The organism is Collinsella sp. AF08-23 (assembly GCF_003479805.1).
In the GTDB taxonomy this organism is placed as follows: domain Bacteria; phylum Actinomycetota; class Coriobacteriia; order Coriobacteriales; family Coriobacteriaceae; genus Collinsella.
In genome coordinates this window covers 118,082-137,377 of the sequence record NZ_QUHV01000003.1, presented here as the reverse complement: position 1 = coordinate 137,377, position 19,296 = coordinate 118,082, and the positions used below count along the sequence as shown (strand labels likewise).

The 19,296-nt window shown below is 63.5% G+C and carries 15 protein-coding genes; 5 read left to right on the top strand and 10 right to left on the bottom strand.

The genetic code is table 11. The features are described 5' to 3' along the window. Nucleotides 1-101 precede the first annotated feature (101 nt). The 3 genes from DWV48_RS02880 to DWV48_RS02870 form a co-directional block, all read right to left on the bottom strand. On the bottom strand, nt 102-1,268 hold the full coding sequence (locus tag DWV48_RS02880; protein WP_118653375.1) for a pyridoxal phosphate-dependent aminotransferase: 1,167 nt from the start codon (nt 1,266-1,268) through the stop codon (nt 102-104). A gap of 301 nt (nt 1,269-1,569) precedes the next feature. Beyond that, nucleotides 1,570-2,502, bottom strand: coding sequence for a 1-phosphofructokinase family hexose kinase (locus DWV48_RS02875; protein ID WP_118653277.1), 933 nt, complete (start codon nt 2,500-2,502; stop codon nt 1,570-1,572). 106 nt (nt 2,503-2,608) lie between these two features. Further along, a complete protein-coding gene (locus tag DWV48_RS02870) occupies nt 2,609-4,651 on the bottom strand; it encodes a fructose-specific PTS transporter subunit EIIC (RefSeq protein WP_118653275.1) in 2,043 nt (680 codons plus the stop codon). A gap of 213 nt (nt 4,652-4,864) precedes the next feature. Between DWV48_RS02870 and DWV48_RS02865 the strand changes: the two genes are divergently transcribed. Then, on the top strand, nt 4,865-5,725 hold the full coding sequence (locus DWV48_RS02865; protein WP_118653273.1) for a MurR/RpiR family transcriptional regulator: 861 nt from the start codon (nt 4,865-4,867) through the stop codon (nt 5,723-5,725). A 14-nt stretch (nt 5,726-5,739) separates the two neighbouring features. Here the strand turns inward: DWV48_RS02865 and DWV48_RS02860 are convergent, their stop codons facing one another. Continuing rightward, entirely contained in the window at nt 5,740-7,905 is a 2,166-nt protein-coding gene (locus tag DWV48_RS02860; protein ID WP_118653271.1) for an NAD(+) synthase, read from the bottom strand. Between the two features lie 103 nt (nt 7,906-8,008). Continuing rightward, nucleotides 8,009-8,746 carry a phosphatase PAP2 family protein gene (locus DWV48_RS02855; RefSeq protein WP_118653269.1) on the bottom strand — a complete coding sequence of 246 codons (738 nt, stop codon included), beginning with the start codon at nt 8,744-8,746 and terminating at the stop codon, nt 8,009-8,011. A gap of 186 nt (nt 8,747-8,932) precedes the next feature. Between DWV48_RS02855 and DWV48_RS02850 the strand changes: the two genes are divergently transcribed. The 4 genes from DWV48_RS02850 to DWV48_RS02835 all read left to right on the top strand — a co-directional run bounded on the left by DWV48_RS02850 (nt 8,933) and on the right by DWV48_RS02835 (nt 12,833). Next, nucleotides 8,933-10,423, top strand: a complete 1,491-nt coding sequence (locus DWV48_RS02850; RefSeq protein ID WP_118653267.1) for a DNA repair protein — start codon at nt 8,933-8,935, stop codon at nt 10,421-10,423. After that, nucleotides 10,416-10,769: a YolD-like family protein gene (locus DWV48_RS02845; RefSeq protein ID WP_118653265.1), complete on the top strand. Its 354-nt coding sequence runs from the start codon at nt 10,416-10,418 to the stop codon at nt 10,767-10,769. The genes DWV48_RS02850 and DWV48_RS02845 overlap by 8 nt, the downstream gene beginning before the upstream one ends. Nucleotides 10,770-10,886: 117 nt before the next feature. Next, entirely contained in the window at nt 10,887-11,525 is a 639-nt protein-coding gene (locus DWV48_RS02840; RefSeq protein ID WP_118653263.1) for a lactate utilization protein, read from the top strand. A 66-nt stretch (nt 11,526-11,591) separates the two neighbouring features. Beyond that, the gene (locus tag DWV48_RS02835; RefSeq protein WP_118653261.1) at nt 11,592-12,833 is read left to right on the top strand and encodes an iron-containing alcohol dehydrogenase; all 1,242 of its coding nucleotides are present in this window, start codon (nt 11,592-11,594) and stop codon (nt 12,831-12,833) included. A 19-nt stretch (nt 12,834-12,852) separates the two neighbouring features. Here DWV48_RS02835 and DWV48_RS02830 read toward each other — a convergent pair whose 3' ends face one another. The 5 genes from DWV48_RS02830 to DWV48_RS02810 form a co-directional block, all read right to left on the bottom strand. Further along, entirely contained in the window at nt 12,853-13,701 is an 849-nt protein-coding gene (locus tag DWV48_RS02830) for a YaaA family protein (protein WP_118653259.1), read from the bottom strand. A gap of 109 nt (nt 13,702-13,810) precedes the next feature. Beyond that, the gene (locus tag DWV48_RS02825; protein ID WP_118653257.1) at nt 13,811-14,596 is read right to left on the bottom strand and encodes an amino acid ABC transporter ATP-binding protein; all 786 of its coding nucleotides are present in this window, start codon (nt 14,594-14,596) and stop codon (nt 13,811-13,813) included. A gap of 12 nt (nt 14,597-14,608) precedes the next feature. Continuing rightward, nucleotides 14,609-15,997 carry an amino acid ABC transporter permease gene (locus tag DWV48_RS02820; protein WP_233546082.1) on the bottom strand — a complete coding sequence of 463 codons (1,389 nt, stop codon included), beginning with the start codon at nt 15,995-15,997 and terminating at the stop codon, nt 14,609-14,611. Nucleotides 15,998-16,124: 127 nt separating this feature from the next. Then, entirely contained in the window at nt 16,125-16,955 is an 831-nt protein-coding gene (locus DWV48_RS02815; RefSeq protein WP_118653255.1) for an ABC transporter substrate-binding protein, read from the bottom strand. Nucleotides 16,956-17,145: 190 nt separating this feature from the next. Beyond that, a complete protein-coding gene (locus DWV48_RS02810) occupies nt 17,146-19,119 on the bottom strand; it encodes a Tat pathway signal sequence (protein ID WP_118653253.1) in 1,974 nt (657 codons plus the stop codon). Nucleotides 19,120-19,296: the final 177 nt, after the last annotated feature.

The window sequence follows — 19,296 nt, the reverse complement described above, 5'->3', positions numbered from 1 at the left end:
TACGTTATTTGCGACACTTCACGGTACCACTCGACACGTTCGCCGAATTTGCACTTGTGAAAACTTGCAAAACCGATTATAAGACATGCCCCCGCTGGGACCTACCCTAAAATACCCGCCTCCTCGATGGCGGAGACGGCGCGCTCGAGGCCCTCAGGCGGCAGAACGAGCGCCATACGGACATACCCCTCGCCGTGGGGCCCAAAGCTTGCACCGGGCGTCACGATAACCCCGGCCTTCTCCATGAGCTCCTCGCAAAATGCCATCGAATCGGTACGGCCACCGGGCAACTTGACCCATACGAACATGGAGCCATGCGCGTTGGGGCGCTCCCAACCCAGGCGCTCGAGGCCATCGCACAGGGCGTCGCGACGTTCCTGATACGTGAGGCGCTGTTCCTCAACTTCCTCAAGTGGTCCGGTGAGCGCGGCGATGGCGGCTTTCTGGATGGGCAGGAACATGCCGAAGTCGATCTGGCTACGCAATTTGGCAAAGGCGGCGACCACATCGGGGCGACCCACCAAAAAGCCGATGCGCGCGCCCGTGACGTTGAACGATTTGGAAAGCGAGAAGAACTCCACGCCAACCTCGAGCGCGCCGGGATGCGCGAGGAACGTGCCGCCGCGCGGGCCGTCGAAGACGATGTCGGAGTAGGCGTTGTCGTGGACGATGAGCAGGTCGTGCTCGCGCGCGAACGCGATGATCTCGTCGTAGAGGGCATCGTTGCCCACAGACCCCACGGGGTTTGCCGGAAGGGAGACGATCATGTACTTGGCGCGGTCCGCCACCGCGGGGTCGATGCCCGCCACGTACGGCAGGAAATCATGCTCGGCATCGAGCGGGTAATAGGCGAGCTCGGCGTCGGCGATCTTAGCGCCCGCCTCGAAGACGGGATAGCACGGATCGGGTACGAGAATGGTATCGCCCGGGTCGAGCAAGGCGAGGCCCAAATGCCCCACGCCCTCCTGCGTGCCATTGCACGAGGCTACCATGTCGGGCGTGATGCCCTCGACGCCAAAACGACGGGCATAGTAGTCGCACACCGCCTGCTTGAGCTCAGGCACGTCGCGCAGGGAGTACTTCCACATCTGCGGATCTTGAGCGGCCTCGGTCAACGCCTCCACGACATGCGGGTACGGGGCGAAATCAGGCGTACCCACAGAAAGGTTGTAGATCGTACGGCCCCGTTCCTCGAGGGCGACGCGGCGGGCGTTGAGGGAGGAAAACACCTCGGCGCCAAAGCGGTCGAGACGGCTTGAGAACTGCATGAACTGGTCCTTTCTCGTGCGCAGCGGTTGCATGTCGTGCGCCTTCGGGGCGTTCGATCTCATGCGGTGCCGCGCGCCTACTCAAGGGCGACGGCCGACGCACGGACGCGAGGCCCCGTGACGGGATCGGCAACCCCACCACGTTGGGCGCTTCATCCATTATGCGCCTGTTGCCCCCAGAGGGGAACGAACGGGGAAAATAAGGCCCCGCCGAACGATTCGACGAGGCCAAAACGCGGTTCCACTGGACAATGAGCATGGCCGGGCCCGATAGCCACCAAGGGTCGAAACTAGCGTCCCGCTACTTGACCTGACGGACCTCGATATTCTTCTCGTACTCCTCAACATGGGCGAAGTCGCCCAGTCCGGCACACTCGACCACATTGGCGCCCGTCGCCATCGAACGGCGCAGCGCGTCCTCCACGCGGTCGCGCTCGGCAAACCAAATGGAAAGGAAGGCAGCGAGCGAGGAGTCGCCGGCGCACACCGTGGAGCGGACTTCCACATCGAAGGTGCGGTTGGAGAACCACAAGTGCTCCCCATTTGAGAAATACGCTCCGGCACCACCAAGCGTGAGCAGAACGTTTTGCGCGCCACGAGCATGCAGCTCCGCCATAGCGTCCGCCACGGAGGCATCATCACCGGCGGTGACGTCGATACCGAAGATGTCGCGAAGCTCGTCATCGTTCGGCTTGATGAGCAGCGGCTCGAGCTCGAGAAGTTCAGCGAGCTGAGGGCTCGAGATGTCGAGTACGAATTGGGCGCCCTTCGCGCGAACGCGCTCGATGGCGCCGCGCAGGAAGCCCTCGGAAGCATTCGGCGGCAGCGAACCCGAGATCACCAGGCAGTCGAGGTCCTCAAGCCCGCTGATAAGGTCGAACATGGCCTGCTCGTCCGCCGCGGTGATCGCGGCACCGGCGTTCACCATGTTGTACTCGGTATCGGGGCCGGCATTTAAAAAGACGTTCACGCGCGTGATGCCCTCGGTCCAAACAGGCTTGACGCCGACGCCGAGCTCACGCGCGCCCTCGACGATGTAGCGGCCGGAGAATCCAGCGAAGAAACCCAGAATCGCCGTATCGACGCCATAGTGGTCGAGGGTGAATGAGACGTTGAGGCCCTTGCCGTTGGGCGTGTACACGGCATCGCGCGTGCGGGTGACCGTATTTGGCTGCAGGCCATCGCAGCAGATGTTGTAGTCGATGGCCGGATTGGGAGTGAGAGTGTAGATCATGTGCCGCCCCTTTCTTACGACCTCGGGCACAGAGGGCAATGAATGAGAAGGTCGGCGGCGCGGTGAGGTGCGCCGCCGACCGACAGGCAAGCGTTGCGAGGAAGTCCTACGCCAGTCGCTCGTTGATAAGACCGGCGACCTTCGCGGGATCGTCCTCGGCCTTGCAGGCGGCGCGGAAGACATCGTCGGTCAGGGCCGTGGCGACCTTGGAAAGGATCTGTAGGTGAGCGGTGCCCGCCTGGGACTCCGGCACGAGCAGGGCGATGGCGCAGGTCACAGGAGCGCCGTCCATGGTATCCCACGCGGCGACACCATCTGCGGCCTTGAGCACGACCACCGCGGGACGCACCACCGCATCGGTCTTGGCATGCGGGATGGCGTAACCATCGACCATGCCCGTGGTTCCCTCGGACTCGCGCTTGAGGAACGCGGCGAGCAGGGCATCGGAGTCGCTGGCGATACCAGCCTCGACAGCGTGGGCGGTGATCGCCTTAAGGGCACCGTCGCGGTCAAGATCGGTGGCGGACAGGACATCGGAGTCCTTCACAAAGCCCTCGGAGTCGTCGGCGTCAACGGGAACCTCAGCAGGGGCTTCAGCCGCCTCAGCGGTAGCGTCGACAGGAGCGGGGGCATCGTTGACCGCCACCTCGGCCGTGGCTTCACGCTGGGCCTTCGTCCACTCGGCCTTCTTGAACGCGGTGAACAGGATGCCGCCCACGACCGTGCCGGCGAGGATGGCGAGGACCCACTGCAGGCCGCCATCGACCACGGGCAGGACCAAGAAGCCGCCATGCGGAGCGGGCACGTGAACGCCCAAGAGCAGGGTAAGCACGGAAGCAATCGCCGCGGAGAGCATCGTGATGGGCATGACCGGCCAGATGTTCTTGGTCATGAACGGAATGGCGCCCTCAGTGATGTGCGTGCAGCCCAAGATGATATTGACGATGCCGGCATCGTGGTCCTCCTGGGAGAAGTACTTCTTGCCGGCAATGACGGCGAAACTCGTGACCAGCGGCGGAACGATGCAGGCAGCGGAAACGGCAGCCATGAACGCGGTGCCGTCGGCGTACTCCGCGGTGCCCACGCCAGCCTCGAGGCCGGCGCCCAGCAGCATGGTGCCGGTCACGTAGGCCGCCTTGTTGACCGGGCCACCCATGTCGACGGCGCACATGCAGCCGATGGCGATACCCAGCGGAATGGCGCCGGCGTGCTGCAGACTACGCAGAAAGTCCATCATGGCGTTGTTGATGGTAACCATCGGACCGGAGATGCCGAGCATCACGAGACCGACGATGAGCGTCGAGAACAACGGGTACAGGAAAATCGCCTTCAAGCCGTTGAGGTTGGCGGGCAGCTTGGCGAAGACCTTCTCGAGCAGCAGGATGACATAGCCGGCGAGGAAGCCGCCCACGATACCGCCGAGGAAGCCGAAGCCCACGCCGGAGCCGCCGGCGTCGATGAGGCCGGTCGCGGGGTTCACGGGAAGACCCTGGATGGCGATCATGCCGGCCACGAAGCCGGGGACGAGCGCCGGGCGCTTGCCGATGGACTCGGCGATGTAGGCGGCGAGCACAGGAACCATGAGGTTCATGGCGGTGCCGCCGATGGTCTTGAGCATCGCGGCGAACGTGTTGTAGTCGGCCGCGGTGGAGTCGAACGAGGTGATGCCCCACAGGAACGAGATGGCCGTGAGGACACCGCCGGCGACGACGAACACCAACATGTGGGACACGCCGTTCATGAGGTGCTTGTAGAGCTGATGGCCAATCGATTCCTTCTCGGCCTCAGCGGTCTCGGCGACGGCGACCGCAGCCGCAGCGGCGGGATCGGCTTTGGCGGCGAGGGCTGCGTCGATCAGGGCTCCGGCGGGCTCGACGGCAATCGCCTTAGAGACGCCAACGGAAACCATGGGCTTACCGGCGAAACGCTCGGCCTGGACGTCCTTGTCGGCGGCGACCACGACGGCGCGTGCGGCCGCGATCTCCGCCTGGGTCAACTCGTTCTCGACGCCCACCTGACCGTGGGTCTCGACCTTGATGGTAAGGCCGCGCTCGGCCGCAGCCTTCTCGAGCGCCTCCTTCGCCATGAAGGTGTGGGCAATGCCCGTGGGGCAGCCTGTGGCAGCGATGATGTCGTACTTCTCTGCCATGTTCCCTCCCTACTTCTCGTGCACCCCTTCGGTGCTTTCTGACAGCTTCAATCTACCATGCAGCGGTTTGATTGGTTTCTTTCATATATTAAATCTTCTGTGAAAGGTATTTCAACAGCCGTGAACGGCAAGAATCTTCCATTTACGGCATTGTTAATGAAAGAAATCAGTCATTGGGTATCATAAAGGAAAGGCAACCCCCTAAGGAGAGTCATGACCGCCCAAGATCTTCCGAGCGCACTCCCGCTCATCACCTCAAGCCGTCGCTTCCTCGACAGCGAGCAGCGCATCGTCGACTTCATCTTGGCCAACCCCGATCGCGCGCCCCAGATGACCTCGGCGCAGCTCGCCCGTGCCAGCAGCACGTCCGAGGCGTCCGTGTCCCGCTTCTGCAGGAAGCTCGGCTTTAAGAATTTCCGCTCGTTCCAGTTTTCCCTTGCCCGCGACCTCGCTGTCCAGGACGATGAGCAGGTCACGCGCGAGGTCTCGCTCGGCGACTTCGCCCAATCGCTCGCGAACATCAAAAACGCCAAGCAGCTCGAGATCGCCTCGACGCTCGACGCGCTCGATGAGGCGACCATGCGCCGCGTGGTCGACCTGTTCTCGCATGCGGGCCTCATCATGTTCGCCGCGGTGGGCAACACCAACGCCGTGGCGATCGACGCCGCGATCAAATTCGGCCAGCTCGGCATCAGGAGCGTGGCGAACACGATCACGGAGAGCTCGACCTCGCTCGCCCTCACCATGCGCGAGAACGACGTGCTCGTCCTGATCTCCAACTCGGGAAAGTCGCAGAGACTCGAACGCATCGCCCACGCGGCAAAGCGCGGCGGTGCCACAGTAATCCTCATCTGCGGCAACAGTCACGCCCCGCTCGCGCGCCTCGCGGACATCGTGCTGCGCACCGTCAACTACGAGGCGCTCCTCACCACCGTGGACTTCACCTTCTCCAAGATCTCCGCCACCCTCATCATCGAGGTCATCTACAGCTTCCTGCTCTCGGTGCTGCCCGGCGCGCGCGATGCCATCAGCGGCTACGAGGAGCTTATCCAGCCCGACAAGGAGATGGAGTAAGTCGAGCGCGGTCCCTATGTCAGACTATCGATCTCCTCGAGCCAAAGGGCTGCGGAGGCGTCGCTGGGCATGCGCCAGTCGCCGCGCGGGCTCACGCTCACCGAGCCGACCTTGGGGCCGTCGGGCAGGCAGCTGCGCTTGAACTGCTGAGCGAAGAAGCGGCGGTAGAACGTCCGCAGCCAATACAGGATCGTCGCCGGCTCGTAGGCGGGCGCGGCGCCCGCCACCGGGCCGCCATCCGCGGGTGTGGCGAACGTGCGGCACGCCATGCGGTAGATCTTGCCCGGTGCGAACCCATGGCGCAGCATGTGGTAGAGGAAGAAGTCGTGCAGCTCGTAGGGACCCACCAGATCCTCGGTGCGCTGTGCGATCTCGCCGTCGCCCGTGGGCGGCAAAAGCTCCGGCGACACCGGCGTGTCGAGCACGTCGCGCAGGGTCACCGCGGTCTCGCCGCCAAAGACATCGGCCGCGTATGCCACGAGATGGCGCACAAGCGTCTTGGGCACGCCCGCGTTGACGCCGTACATACTCATGTGGTCAGCGTTGTACGTGGCCCATCCGAGCGCGAGCTCCGAGAGGTCGCCCGTGCCGATGACGAAGCCGCCGACCTCATTGGAGAGGTCCATGAGGATTTGCGTGCGCTCACGCGCCTGGGCGTTCTCGTAGGTGACGTCGGTCACGCTCGGGTCGTGGCCGATGTCGGCGAAGTGGCGGCTCACCGCCTCACCGATGGTAATGGTGCGGAAGTCGACGCCGAGGTGCTCGGCAAGGCACTCGGCGTTGGACTTGGTGCGGCTCGTGGTGCCAAAGCCCGGCATGGACACGGCGTGGACGCCGGAGCGCGGCAGCCCCAGCGCGTCGAAGGCGCGCACCGTGACCAGCAGGGCGAGCGTCGAGTCGAGACCACCGGACAGGCCGATCACCGCATGCTTGGTGAACGTGTGCGCCAGGCGCGTCTTGAGGCCGGCCGCCTGCAGGTTGAAGATCGTCTCGCAGCGCTCGGCTCGCTCGGCCTCGCCCGCGGGCACGAACGGAGTGCGCGGCGCGATGCGCGAGGTCTCGAGCGCAGAACGCGTGATGGGGTAGGCGCGCACCGGTGACAAGCCGTCCATCTCGGCGGCCTGCTCCGGGGTCGGGCGGGTTCCATCGTCGCCGACGGCGAAGGTGCAGGACAAGACGGCCTGCCCCATCTTGGTCGCCGGGTCGAGCATGCCGCCCATGCCGCCAAAGGAGAAGCTCACCTCGCGACAAGGGGCTTCCTCACCCGCCGGGCGCGCCCACGTGTTCGAACGGCGGCGCTCGGCGACCAGCATGTCGAGGTCTACATCAGCCACGGCCATGTCGCGCGTGAACAGCTCAGTGCGGGCGAGCAGGGATCCGTTCTCGGCGATGAGGTTCTCACCCGCGAAGACGAGGTCGGTGGTGGACTCGCCCTCCCCCGCGTTGGCGTAGGCGTAGGCGCTGTACAGACGGGCGGACTGGCCGCGCACGAGGTCGTGACGGTACGCGGATTTGCCGATCACCTCGTCACTCGCACTGAGGTTCAAGATCACGGTCGCCCCGCCATCGAGCGCCATCGACGTGGAAGGCGGATTGGGAACCCAGAGGTCCTCGCAGATCTCGACCCCGATCGCCACGTCCGAACACCCCTCGTCCACGCAGCGATACACGAGCCCCGCGCCGAGGGGAACCATCCGATGGGCGATGGGACGCATCATGAAATACGGTCCCGAAGGTGCCGGTGTGAACCAGCGACCCTCGTAGAACTCTCGGTAGTTGGGCAGGTGGGTCTTGGCGGTCATGCCGAGCAGCTGGCCCGCGCAGCAGCAGGCGGCGCAGTTGTAGATGCTCTCCCCACTCGCATACGGCATGCCCACCGTGTAGAACACGGGCAGCTCGCACGTCCGCTCGAGCAGCCAAGCGAGGGCGTTCTCGCATGCGCGCAGTAAAGCGCGATCATGGAAGAGGTCAGCGCAGGTATACCCCGTGAGGCACAGCTCGGGCAATACGAGGACGCGCACGCCCTCATCGGCCGCGCGCCACACGCACGAGAGGATCGCCTCGGCGTTGGCCCTCACGTCGCCCACGCGCACCTCGGGTGTCGCCGCCGCGATGCGAAGGAACCCGTCGCCGGCGTCCGTGGTGGCCATCTCGGCGCCTGCAAGCTTCAACTCGTCCATGCGAGCCTCCTGAACTGTCCTCGGTTCATATGCGTTTCATTGTACCCGCTGTCCTCGCCGATCGCCCGTGCCAAACCCGCGCGCCGGCGTGCGCCGTCGGCCGCTAGACGCGGTTGGGGCGCCGCGGCGCAAATAGCGGGCCCGCGACCCTGGTGTACACGACCAGCCAGGCCATAGAAGCGCAAAAACCGCCTATCACGTCCGAAGCGTAGTGCACTCCCAGGTAGACGCGGGAAAACCCCACGGCAACGACCATGAGGGCAAGGACGACGCACAGCGCGGCGCGCAGACGACGATCATCGACAAAGCGCCAGGTGAGCCACATGAGGAGGCCGAAAAACGCCATGGCCGCCATCGAATGCCCCGAGGGGAAGCTGAATCCACCGATATCGACCAGCCTGAGGGAGATGTCGGGGCGCGGGCGCTGTATGGCGAACTTGAGCGCTTGGTTCAGGACGGTCGAGCACGCCAGATTGACCGCGCAGAACACCCCCACGCCCTTATGACCGCGCGCCCGGGCGCCCAGGGAAATCACGAAGATGCAGGCGATGAGTGGGACCGGGGTGACCAGGAACGAAACGACCTCCATGATGGGCGTCAACCATGCGGCGCGCACATGGTCGACCATGAGCGCGATAGCCGCTCGGTCGAGGGCCATGATCTCCCCTGCCAACACGCGGTTGAGCAAGACGAGAAACACCAGCAGGCAGAGCACCATGATCGCCGTGCGACGATTCGACATCACGAGCGAGCACAGGCGGGCACCCATGGTCCCCTCGTGCAAAGGGCCATCATCGTGCGAGGGCTCGTCGATGAGACGCGTCCGCTTTTCCTCAACCATCCTGCCTCCAGGGGGGCCACGCCCGCCGAACATGTTGTGCCGTTTCCATGGCGGCATTGTACCCGCGCAGGGCGACAATCAGCGGCCTTTCGCCAAACCCACAGCTCCCACGGGCATTTGACGAATGTCCGGACGAATCTCTATTATCGAACAAAGGTTCTGGAACACACGTTCGAAGGGAGACACATGGGAGAGCGCACCTATATCTGCATCGACCTCAAGACGTTCTACGCCTCCGTCGAATGCGCCGCCCGCGGGCTCGACCCGTTCACGCAGAATCTCGTGGTGGCCGACACCACACGAGGGCGTTCGACCATTTGCCTGGCCATCAGCCCCGCGATGAAGAAACTCGGCATCCGCAATCGCTGTCGACTCTTCGAGATCCCTCAGCACGTTGACTACGTGGCCGCCAAGCCCCGCATGCGTCACTACATGGAGATCTCGGCACGCATATACGGCATCTACCTCGAGTACGTGAGCCCACTCGACATCCATGTGTATTCCATCGACGAATGCTTCATCGACGCCACCCCCTACCTTTCACTCTACGGGCTCACCGCGCGCGAGTTCGCCGATGAGCTGCGCAGCGCGGTGCTTGCCCGTACGGGCGTCACCGCCACCGCCGGCATCGGACCCAACCTCTTCCTCGCCAAGGTCGCCCTCGACATCACCGCCAAGCACGACCCAGATGGCATCGGCATCCTCGACGAGGAGCGATTCCGGGCGGAGGTCTGGAGGCACCGCCCCATCACGGACATTTGGGGCATAGGCCCGGGCATAGCGGAGCGCCTCTCCAAGTACCGCGTGCACGACCTCATGGGCATCGCTGCGCTCGACGAGCGGATCTTGTACCGCGAATTCGGCGTGAACGCAGAGTATCTCATCGACCATGCGCACGGCGTGGAGCCGTGCACTATCGCCGAGATACAGGCGTACCGCCCGCAGGCGACCTCGATGGTGAACGGCCAGGTGCTGGCACGAAACTATAGTTATAGCGAAGGGCTCACCATCCTTCGCGAGATGGTCGACGCGTCCGTGCTCGATTTGGTGGACCGGGGCGTCGTGGCGAGCTCCATATCACTGTACGTGGGCTACGGCAGCGAGGCGCGCGAAGTCCGACGACTGGACGCGAGCGGCAGCGCATCGTACCGCGACGGCTGCGGTAACCGGCGCAGCAGCACGGCCGAGGACATCCCGCGAAGGACCTCGCGGCCGCAGCACAGCGCGGCAACGACGGGGATGGCGGCAGCGGGGACTCGCGATCTCATAACCGAGAACGAGCCGCGCGGGACCCTTATCACCGGCGAACATGGCACGCGGCGCGTGGGTGGCAAGGGCGGCTACGCGCACGCAGGCAAGCAGCGAAAGCTCGGTGAGCGCACCAACTCGCGCAAGAAGCTCATGGCCCATTTCGAATCCCTCTACGCCGAATCCGTCGACCCTCGACGGCCCATCAAACGCGTCAATATCGGTTTTGGCGACTTGCTGCCCGAGGAACTCGCGACCATCGACCTATTCACCGATGTCGAGGCCGAGGCACGCGAACGCGACCTGCAAAAGACGATCATCGACGTCAAAGGTCGCTATGGAAAGAACGCCCTGGTGAAGGGCAGGAGCTTGCGCCCGGAGGCTACGGGGCGGGAGCGCAACGACCAAGTTGGAGGACATCATGCATGACGACATGCGCCCAGACGCGGCAGGCTTGACGGCGAACGGCCGACCGCGCGCCAGCCGCGCTTCGCAGTTCATGCCCTTTGCGGCGCTCACCGGATACTATGAGCTCGCGCGGCAGCAGGAACGCATCACCGAGCCGCGCCATGAGCTCACCGACGAAGAGGCCCTGGAGCTCTCCCGTACCATCATGCAGGTGAAGAAGGGCGACCTAGTACGCGTGACCTATTACGACTGGGATGCCTACCACACGGTCTCGGGCGTGGTAGCCCATATCGATTTCGCCTATCGAAGGCTGCAGGTCGTGAAAACCGTCATAGGATTCGACGACATCCTCGCCATCAAGCGGTAACACATGGCGGCGAGGGAGCATCAACCGCATCGAGCGTGCCACAATGGGTGCATGTGTAGGCAACCGCGGAGGGGAACCGCCTGTGAGAAACCACCCCGCGTCGACAGAGGAGGAACCATGGACAACGTGAGAAGCGCAGCGTACCGCACCACGGCGGAAAGCATCATCAAGAAGCTCGCCCTGCGCAACATGATCGGCCACTACTGCGAGACCGCGTCCGACGCCGTCGAGCTCGTCCGCGCGCTCGTCGCTAACGGCGAGAGCGTCACCTGGGGAGGCAGCGTCACGTTCTCCCAAAGCGGTGTGAAAGACGCCCTCACAGCCGACGGCCACCCCATGATCGACCGTATGGCGGCCCATACGCCGGAGGAGCAGGATGAGATGTGGCGTCGGCAGGTGAGCGCGGACTGGTTCTTCATGAGCACGAACGCCATCACGCTCAATGGCGAGCTCGTCAACATCGATGGCAACGCCAACCGCCTCGCTCTGCTGCTGCACGGCCCCAAGCATGTCTGCGTCATCGCGGGCATGAACAAGGTCGTCGCCGACGTGGAGAGCGGCATCAAACGCGTCCACACCGTCGCATGCCCCCTCAACGCCGCACGTCTGCACACAAATACCCCCTGTGAGCTCACCGGCGTCTGCGCCAACTGCCATGCGGAAGGATGCATGTGCTGCCAGGAGGTCATCACGCGCCACTCGCGCCACGAAGGCCGCATCCACGTCATCCTCGTGGGAGAAGACCTCGGCTACTAGCGCATCCCGCCCCGCCACGCGACCCACCCGGTCCCTGGCGAAATGCACCAACCTCGAAAGGACCCCATGAACAACTTCACCTTCTGCTCTCCCACCAAGTTCGTATTCGGCCGTGGCGTCACCGACCACGTGGGCACCGAGCTCGCGGCGGCGGGTCACCGGCGCGCGCTCATCGTCTACGGACAGGGCTCCGTGGTGCGCACGGGAACACTCGACCGCGTAAGGGCATCACTCGACGCGGCGGGTGTCGCGCATGTCGAGCTGGGTGGGGTGCGCCCCAATCCGGAGATTGGGCTTGTGCGCAAGGGATCTGAATTGGCCAAGCACGAGGACGTCGATATCGTGCTGCCCGTGGGCGGCGGATCGGCCATGGACTGCGCCAAGGCCATCGCCGTCGGTGCCTGCTACGACGGCGACCCGTGGGACTTCTGGGCCAAAAAGGCGACGGTCGAGCACTGCCTGCCACTCGCAGCGGTGGTAACCATCCCCGCTTCCGGCTCCGAGGCGTCCAACTCCTGCGTCATCAGCAATGATGCCGAGGGCCTCAAGAGCGGATGCACCAGTGAGCTCATCCGCCCCGCCATCGCCTTTCTCGACCCGGAGCTCACCTTCACCTTGCCTCCATACCAGACGGCGGCGGGCGTCACCGACATGATCGCCCATATCATGGAGCGCTTCTTCTCGGGCGAGCCCGCGGTCGGCGTGACGGACAACATCGCCTGCGGTCTCATCCGCGCCGCGATCGATGCCGCGTGCATCGTGATGGAAGATCCCGAGAACTACGATGCCCGCGCGGAGCTCATGTGGATCGGCACACTCGCCCACAACGGCCTCGCCGGCTGCGGCCTTGGCATCCCCGGCAAGCGCGACGGCGACTGGAGCTGTCACGGACTCGAGCACGAGCTGTCCGCCGTCGATCCGGGTATCACACACGGAGCGGGTCTCGCGGTCGTCTTCCCGGCCTGGATGCGCTACGTGTGGCAGAACCACCCCGAGCGGTTCCTCACGTTCGGCGCCGAAGTCTTCGGCATCGAGCCCGTCGATCCCGAGGTCGACGACCTATCGGACATCGACGAGGAAATCACGCCCGAACGCGCCGTACACGACGCCGTTGAGGCGACCATCGACGAGCTCCAAGAGTTCTTCGTCTCCATGGGTATGCCATCCACCTTGGGCGAACTCGGCATCGAGGAGACCGACATCGATCGACTGATCCGCGGACTGCGCATCAACCGCGGCGAGAGGTTCGGAACGTTCCAGTCGCTCACTCTCGACGATGCACGCGCCATCTACAAGAGCGCCTTGTGATCTCCAATTGAGGCAGGGGTCATCGTTTCATGAACACGAGCGTGCGGCTGAGCTCCGCTTCACGAGAGAGTTCCGGGGCAAACGTATAGCCCACGTCAAACCGTTGGAGGGCGCTCGCGTCCTCCACGGAGTTCTCGGCCATCCAGCGGACCATGCTGCCACGGGCGATTTTGCTCGCCGTCGCACGCTGAACCGGCTTGCCCGCACGCACGTCCTCGCCAAAGACAATCGTGACGTGCGACGCGCCCTCGGGAAGATGGGGCAGCACCGCTTTCGCGTACTCCACGCTCGCGAGATTCACCACCGTGACGTCTGCGCCCGCCATATCGGGGTCGCATGTCCCCTCGGGCGCGGTCGCGCCGCAGACACTCGCGGCGATGTCAGCGCCCCAATAACCGTAGAGGTCCTTCGCTCCGTCGATCGACAGCTTCGCCGCCATCTCCAGTCGATACGGCTGGACCGCGTCGAAGGGTCTCACGCATCCGTAGAGCGCGGAGAGCACCCACAGGTGAGCCTGCAGCCACTCGAGGGCTTTCGCATCGAGCACGTCGGGTGCCATGCTGCGATACTGGATGCCCACGTACGATGTGATCGCAGGGCAAACCAGACGTGCCACGGCGGCATCCCGCAGCTCGCCTCCATCCATCACGCATCTGAACTCCGCGAGGCGCTCGATGTTCTCGACGAGCAGTTTGTCGTTGACCCGCCAGAGCTCCTTGAGGCCTGCACTCCCCCGCTCATCCTCGATCGTGCGCAACGCACGGACGATTCGCGCGGTCTTCTGCGGGAACGGAGGAATCCCCCGCGGGGCGAATGCGTCGGAGTCGACGCGCATCTGTTTCGCGGGGGAGATGATGACCTGGATCATGGGGGACCTTCCAAGGAGACAGTGCGGCTGCATACCAGGTCCTCATACCCAAAATCCGCACCCGTGAGCGTTTTGGGTCAATTGGCACTCGTCTCCAATTGCGCAGCGGCTAGGCGATGTGGCCCAGGAAGTCCTTGGTCCGCTCTGATGTGGGATGGTCGAAAACCTCCTCCGGCGTGCCCTGCTCCACGATGACGCCGCCGTCCATGAAGATGACGCGATCGGCAACGTCACGGGCGAACTGCATCTCGTGGGTCACCACGATCATGGTCATGCCTTCGCGCGCCAAATCGCGCATGACACCCAGGACATCACGTACGAGCTCGGGGTCGAGAGCACTCGTGGCCTCATCGAATAGCATGACGTGCGGGTTCATCGCCAGTGCTCGAGCGATGGCAACGCGCTGCTGCTGACCACCGGAAAGCTGGGCAGGCATGAAGTCCACACGGTCGCTGAGCCCGACTTTGGTCAGCTCCTCGACTGCGATGCGCTCCGCTTCCTCCTTACTGCGCTTGAGAACCTTCTGCTGGGCTATCATGACGTTCTTCTTGGCAGAAAGATGCGGGAACAGGTTGAACTGCTGGAATACCATGCCGAGCGTCGACCGCACCTTGTTGATATCCACGCCCTTTTTGGTGATATCCACGCCCTCGACCACGATGGAGCCCTGCGTGGGCGTCTCAAGCAAGTTCACGCAGCGCAGCATCGTCGACTTACCGGAACCCGACGGCCCCAGCACCACCACGACCTCACCGCGGTGCACGTCCAGGTCGATTCCACGCAGTACGACGTTGTCGCCATATGCCTTATGCAGGCCGCGGATCTGGACCACAGGCCCCTCCGCAGAGGCGTGAGACGCACCGGATACGTCCACGGTCTTTGCGTTGTCACTCATCTCAAGCACTCCCTACAGGTTCGCGATGTGATCGGCGGGCGTGGGGACCATCGTTCCCGCGCTCTTGGCAGGCTTCTTGCCCTGTGGCCCGGCATTCGCGCCGGCGGTGGCTCCGGTGAGGCGAGCCTCAAGCATGCTCACGAGACGAGCAAGCGGCAGCGTAACCACCAAATAGAACAGGGCGGCAACCACATAAGGCGTGATGGAGCCCGTTGTGGCCACGATCGTCTTGGCGTACATCACGATCTCCATGACGCCCACGGCCGCAAGTAGCGACGTGTCTTTGTACAGCAAAATGAATTCGCTGGTGAGTGTGGGGATCACATTCCGGAACGTCTGCGGGATGATGATCGACACCATGGTCTGGGTGGCACTCATGCCCAGCGAACGGGCCGCCTCGGACTGTCCCTTGGGGATGGACTGAATACCGGCGCGGAAGATCTCACACAGGTAAGCGGCGGAATTCATGGCCATGACGATGACGCCGAGCGTGTAGTTGTCGATATTGACACCTGCAAGCGGCAAGCCGAAGAACGCGATGTAAATCTGCAGGAACGCCGGCGTGCCACGGATGATGTTCACGTAGACGCCCGCGATGGCGCGCAGGATGCGCGACTTGGAGATACGCATGAGCGCGAACATGAAGCCGAAGGGAATGGCGAGCGGGAACGCCACCAGCACGATGGCGACGGACATCAGAAAGCCGGAGAAGATGATGGGCAGGCTGCTCACAATGAGCACCGGATTGAAGAACAGGCGCAAAAACGTGTTCGAATTCCACGCCTCGACCCATGCCTGGTCCTCGAGAAAGGCCTTGAACTGGTCGAACGGGGTCACGCCCTTGACCTCGACCGCGGGGATTCCCTCCACATCGTGCTCGGTGCCGTCGGCGAGCGTGTACGTGCCCTCGCAGAGCATCTCGCCGCCAGCGGCAGGGAACACCACGTCGTACAGCTCGACACGGAAGAACCGACCCGCGGGTGCCGCCTCGGGAAACGTCAGGACGAGCGTCTCCCCATTCGTCTCGATATCAGGCTCGATGAACTCGCGATCCATGAGGTCCTCGCCCGAGAGCATCGTCACGCGCAGATCATCGGTGGTGAACGTCGAGCCATCGGGCACGGTGAGCGAAAGACCGGCAACGGCCTCATCGGTGTCTGCCTGCACCTCCCAGGTGATACGCGTTTCCGTACCACCGAGCACGTCACTGCCGGAATCCCCGTTGGGGCGGCAGGTGAGCTTCTGGACCTCCAAGGCATGAGCGGGTCGCGGCACGGCGCATACAGCCGCCAACGCGACGAGCACGGCGCAGCACGGCAACATCGCGTGCGTGGCCCAGCGAATGACGCGGGTCAGCCCCGCATTCCCCGTCGACGCGCAATGCCGTCCGGTGTTCTCCATGGTTCTCCCCTTCCTCCGCCCACGTCACGGTGCGCTCATGGCGCTTCCGATCTAAGGGCGCTCCAGATACCAGACAAGCCCTCCCCGCACATACGGGAAGGGCTCGCGTTGATGCGGCGCGGGTGCGCTACTTGATGTTGTACTTCTCCATGAGGGCGTCGACGGTTCCATCCTCGGTGAGCTTGGCAATGGACTCGTTGATGGCATCCTTGAGCGCGGTGTTGTCCTTGTTGACGGCGATAGCATACTCCTCGCCCGTGGAGACCTGCTTGATGACCTGCTCGTTGCTGAAGGAGGTTGCGACCAGCTGAGCGGCAACGGAGCGGTTGGTCACCAGCGCGTCGGCCTGATCGGACTGGACGGCGGCGAAGCAGTCGGTGGCGTTCTTGAACGGGACGAGGGTCGCGTTGGGGAAGTTCTCCTTGGCAAAGGCCTCGGCGGTGGAGCCAGACTGGACGGCGATCTTGACACCCTCGGCGTCCAGCGCCTCAGCGTAGTTGTCGCCAGTGATGTCGGCGTTGTCCGCCATGGTCACGATGGCCTGATCGTCCATGTAGTAGGAATCGGTGAAGTCGACCTCGTCCTCACGCTCGGGCGTGGCGGTGATGGCGGCAATGCCGATGTCGTACTTCGCGCCGGAGGCGACACCGGGCACGATGGTGTCGAAGTCGACGTTCTCGATCTGGAGGTCGAGGCCGAGGTCGTCGGCGATGGCCTGGGCGAGCTCGAGGTCGAAGCCCTTATACTCGCCGTCTTCCATGTACTCGAACGGCTCGTACTCGGCGGACGTGCCGATGGTCAGCTTGCCGTCGGAAACAAGGGTGTAGCCCTCATCGGTCGCGGCGTCGGCGGCGGCGGAACCCGCTGCCGGGGCGCCAGATCCGCCACAACCGGTGAGCGCCAAGGCGCCAGTCATCGCAATCGCGACGGTCAACGCGCCAAGCTTCTTCTTCAACATGATTGCATCCCTTTCCCTCTTTTGTGCATACAAGCAGATGCTTGGTGAAGGAGTATACGCTTTACCGTATGAGAGAAACCATTACATGCAGAATATTTCTCAATTGTTACCGTTCTATGTAATCCGATGAGACAATAAGCTCAGTTTATGCATGATGTAATTGGGGACGTACCCCAAGTGCACCAAATGGCTACTCGGCGGGCGGTTCCTCCACGGGGGCGGCATCGTCGTCTGCGAGCGCCTCGACCTCGGCGCGTTTTCCGCCCAGGGCCGTCACACGACGCACCGAGCAGGCATCCCCCTCACCCTCGGAGTCCTTGACGTAGCTCAATGCAACCTCATCTCCCACGTGGTAGCGCACGATATCGACCAGGCCGGGAAGAGCAACGTCGTAGATGGAATCATCGCCCTCAAGGGTGAGATAGAAGTGCGAATTACCATCGATGACTGCTTGGGCCATGGACGCGACTCTGCCAGTGACCTCGACCTCCGCGCCAGACGCCGCCGCCTCATCCTCGGAAAGCGCACCGGAAGAGGCGAGCATCTGCAGGTAGCTCTCCTGCGTGGTTGCAACCGTGGATCCCGTCGCCACGCTCTGGTAATGCTCGACGTTGATCATGGCGTACATCTTCACCAAGCCCGCATTGTCCTTGAGCGCCATGAAGTACGTGGGCTGCCCCGCCACATTCAGCAGCAACGGATAGGTCGCCTCATATTTGAGGTTCTGGACCTGCCCCTCGGCGCTCGCCTGGGCGGAGTCCTCGGTGGCACCGGCGACGGGGTAGTAATGCGACTCACCCGTGCGCTGATTGACGAGGATGAAGCCCACGTTGGAGCTATCGGCGGTCACCGAGCTCACACCCGTGTACAGGTAGATGTCATCACCCTGCGCCAAGTAGTTGTACCCAAGCTCGCCATCGCTGCCCTGCGTAGTGCGCACCACGCCCTGCTGCCCGAGCCAGGAATTGAGCCATCCACCTCTGTAGGCACCGCTCCAATTGTACTGCTCGATGATGAGATCGCTCGGGTAAGCGCGGTCCACCCACGTGGGGCAATCCTCGATGGCATGGTCCTCGGTCTCGCCCGTGCAGGCGTTCACCAGCACCACCCGTTGTATCGTCGTGCCTTCGAACAGGCCGATGGTACGCCTCTGAACGGGAAACACCCACCAAGGTGTGCCATCCTCATCAAGCTCAAAGGACTTCTGGTCGAACATGTACGTTGGATACTTGAGTTGCACGTAGCGGTCGATATTGCGCGCGAGCGGCTCGCTCTCGGAGTAACGAATGGGTTCCTCCAGACGAACGACCTCGGCTTCCTGCGTGACCATATCGACCAAGACATACGCCGGGATGCCGTCGCCACGGTGGCTCAACCACTTGAAGAGGTCGGCATAGGTGAGCGGACTCACGCGTACCGGACGCCCCTGGTAATTGATCTGACTGTACGCGGGACTGATCTCGAACTGGCTCACGAACTCAGGGATCGATCCCATAGCGCGCGAGCCGAGCAGCTGAGCGGACGCGCGGTCGATAACGGGAACATCCGCATAGTCGACTTCCTCGATATCCTCGGCGAAATTACCCTCGGTGGTCTTGAGGACCGAGGCGAAGCGCTCGGCGTTACCCGGGATGAACGGCTCGCCCATAATCAGGCCGATGAAGAACGCCGCGACCACCGCAACTGGAATCAGGGCGAGACGGTTGAACAACGAGGAGCGGTGCTCAGAGCGCAAACCGAACACTTTGAGCCCCACGAAGCAGACGATCGAAATGAGGATGATCCAGTTCCACACACGAGGACTGTGGATATTGAGTGCGGGATGGAACCACCAATATGCGATCAGCGCCGCAATGCCAAGGACGACGAGCATGACGATGAGCGCCGTGCGACTCCACGTGGCAAGGCGTTCCATGAACGGCGGCACGGGGATATCGATGTGCGACCCCTTGGCCCTTTTCTTGCGGGCGGCCTTCTTGCGCTCGCGGGCGGACTTGGGCTCGACATGCCCACGACCGGCACCCTTCTTCCCGCCCCTGCCCGAGGCGTCCGCGCCGTCGGGCGAGGCGTCCTCCACCTCGACCTCAACATCGATGGGGTCCTCGCCGCTCGGCACCTCCACACCGGCACGCCTCAGCATGTCCAGAATCTCATCGTGGTTCATCGGGAAATCAATCCTTCCGCATACAGACAACGGTACGGATGATACCCAGTTCACCGAGGCCCCAACGCGACCCAAGCCTCCGCGAGCGATGCCCGCTGCGCGAAGGGCGGCACGCCAACCGGGGCGGGGCTCCATCCACCTACCCATGTTTCCATGAAAAAATGCCTCCCCTCGCGG

Bases quoted from the DNA above. Each gene is read 5' to 3' on its own strand.
- DWV48_RS02880 (WP_118653375.1), bottom strand. From the start codon at position 1,268: ATGCAGTTCTCAAGCCGTCTCGACCGCTTTGGCGCCGAGGTGTTTTCC.
- DWV48_RS02875 (WP_118653277.1), bottom strand. From the start codon at position 2,502: ATGATCTACACTCTCACTCCCAATCCGGCCATCGACTACAACATCTGC.
- DWV48_RS02870 (WP_118653275.1), bottom strand. From the start codon at position 4,651: ATGGCAGAGAAGTACGACATCATCGCTGCCACAGGCTGCCCCACGGGC.
- DWV48_RS02865 (WP_118653273.1), top strand. From the start codon at position 4,865: ATGACCGCCCAAGATCTTCCGAGCGCACTCCCGCTCATCACCTCAAGC.
- DWV48_RS02860 (WP_118653271.1), bottom strand. From the start codon at position 7,905: ATGGACGAGTTGAAGCTTGCAGGCGCCGAGATGGCCACCACGGACGCC.
- DWV48_RS02855 (WP_118653269.1), bottom strand. From the start codon at position 8,746: ATGGTTGAGGAAAAGCGGACGCGTCTCATCGACGAGCCCTCGCACGAT.
- DWV48_RS02850 (WP_118653267.1), top strand. From the start codon at position 8,933: ATGGGAGAGCGCACCTATATCTGCATCGACCTCAAGACGTTCTACGCC.
- DWV48_RS02845 (WP_118653265.1), top strand. From the start codon at position 10,416: ATGCATGACGACATGCGCCCAGACGCGGCAGGCTTGACGGCGAACGGC.
- DWV48_RS02840 (WP_118653263.1), top strand. From the start codon at position 10,887: ATGGACAACGTGAGAAGCGCAGCGTACCGCACCACGGCGGAAAGCATC.
- DWV48_RS02835 (WP_118653261.1), top strand. From the start codon at position 11,592: ATGAACAACTTCACCTTCTGCTCTCCCACCAAGTTCGTATTCGGCCGT.
- DWV48_RS02830 (WP_118653259.1), bottom strand. From the start codon at position 13,701: ATGATCCAGGTCATCATCTCCCCCGCGAAACAGATGCGCGTCGACTCC.
- DWV48_RS02825 (WP_118653257.1), bottom strand. From the start codon at position 14,596: ATGAGTGACAACGCAAAGACCGTGGACGTATCCGGTGCGTCTCACGCC.
- DWV48_RS02820 (WP_233546082.1), bottom strand. From the start codon at position 15,997: ATGGAGAACACCGGACGGCATTGCGCGTCGACGGGGAATGCGGGGCTG.
- DWV48_RS02815 (WP_118653255.1), bottom strand. From the start codon at position 16,955: ATGTTGAAGAAGAAGCTTGGCGCGTTGACCGTCGCGATTGCGATGACT.
- DWV48_RS02810 (WP_118653253.1), bottom strand. From the start codon at position 19,119: ATGAACCACGATGAGATTCTGGACATGCTGAGGCGTGCCGGTGTGGAG.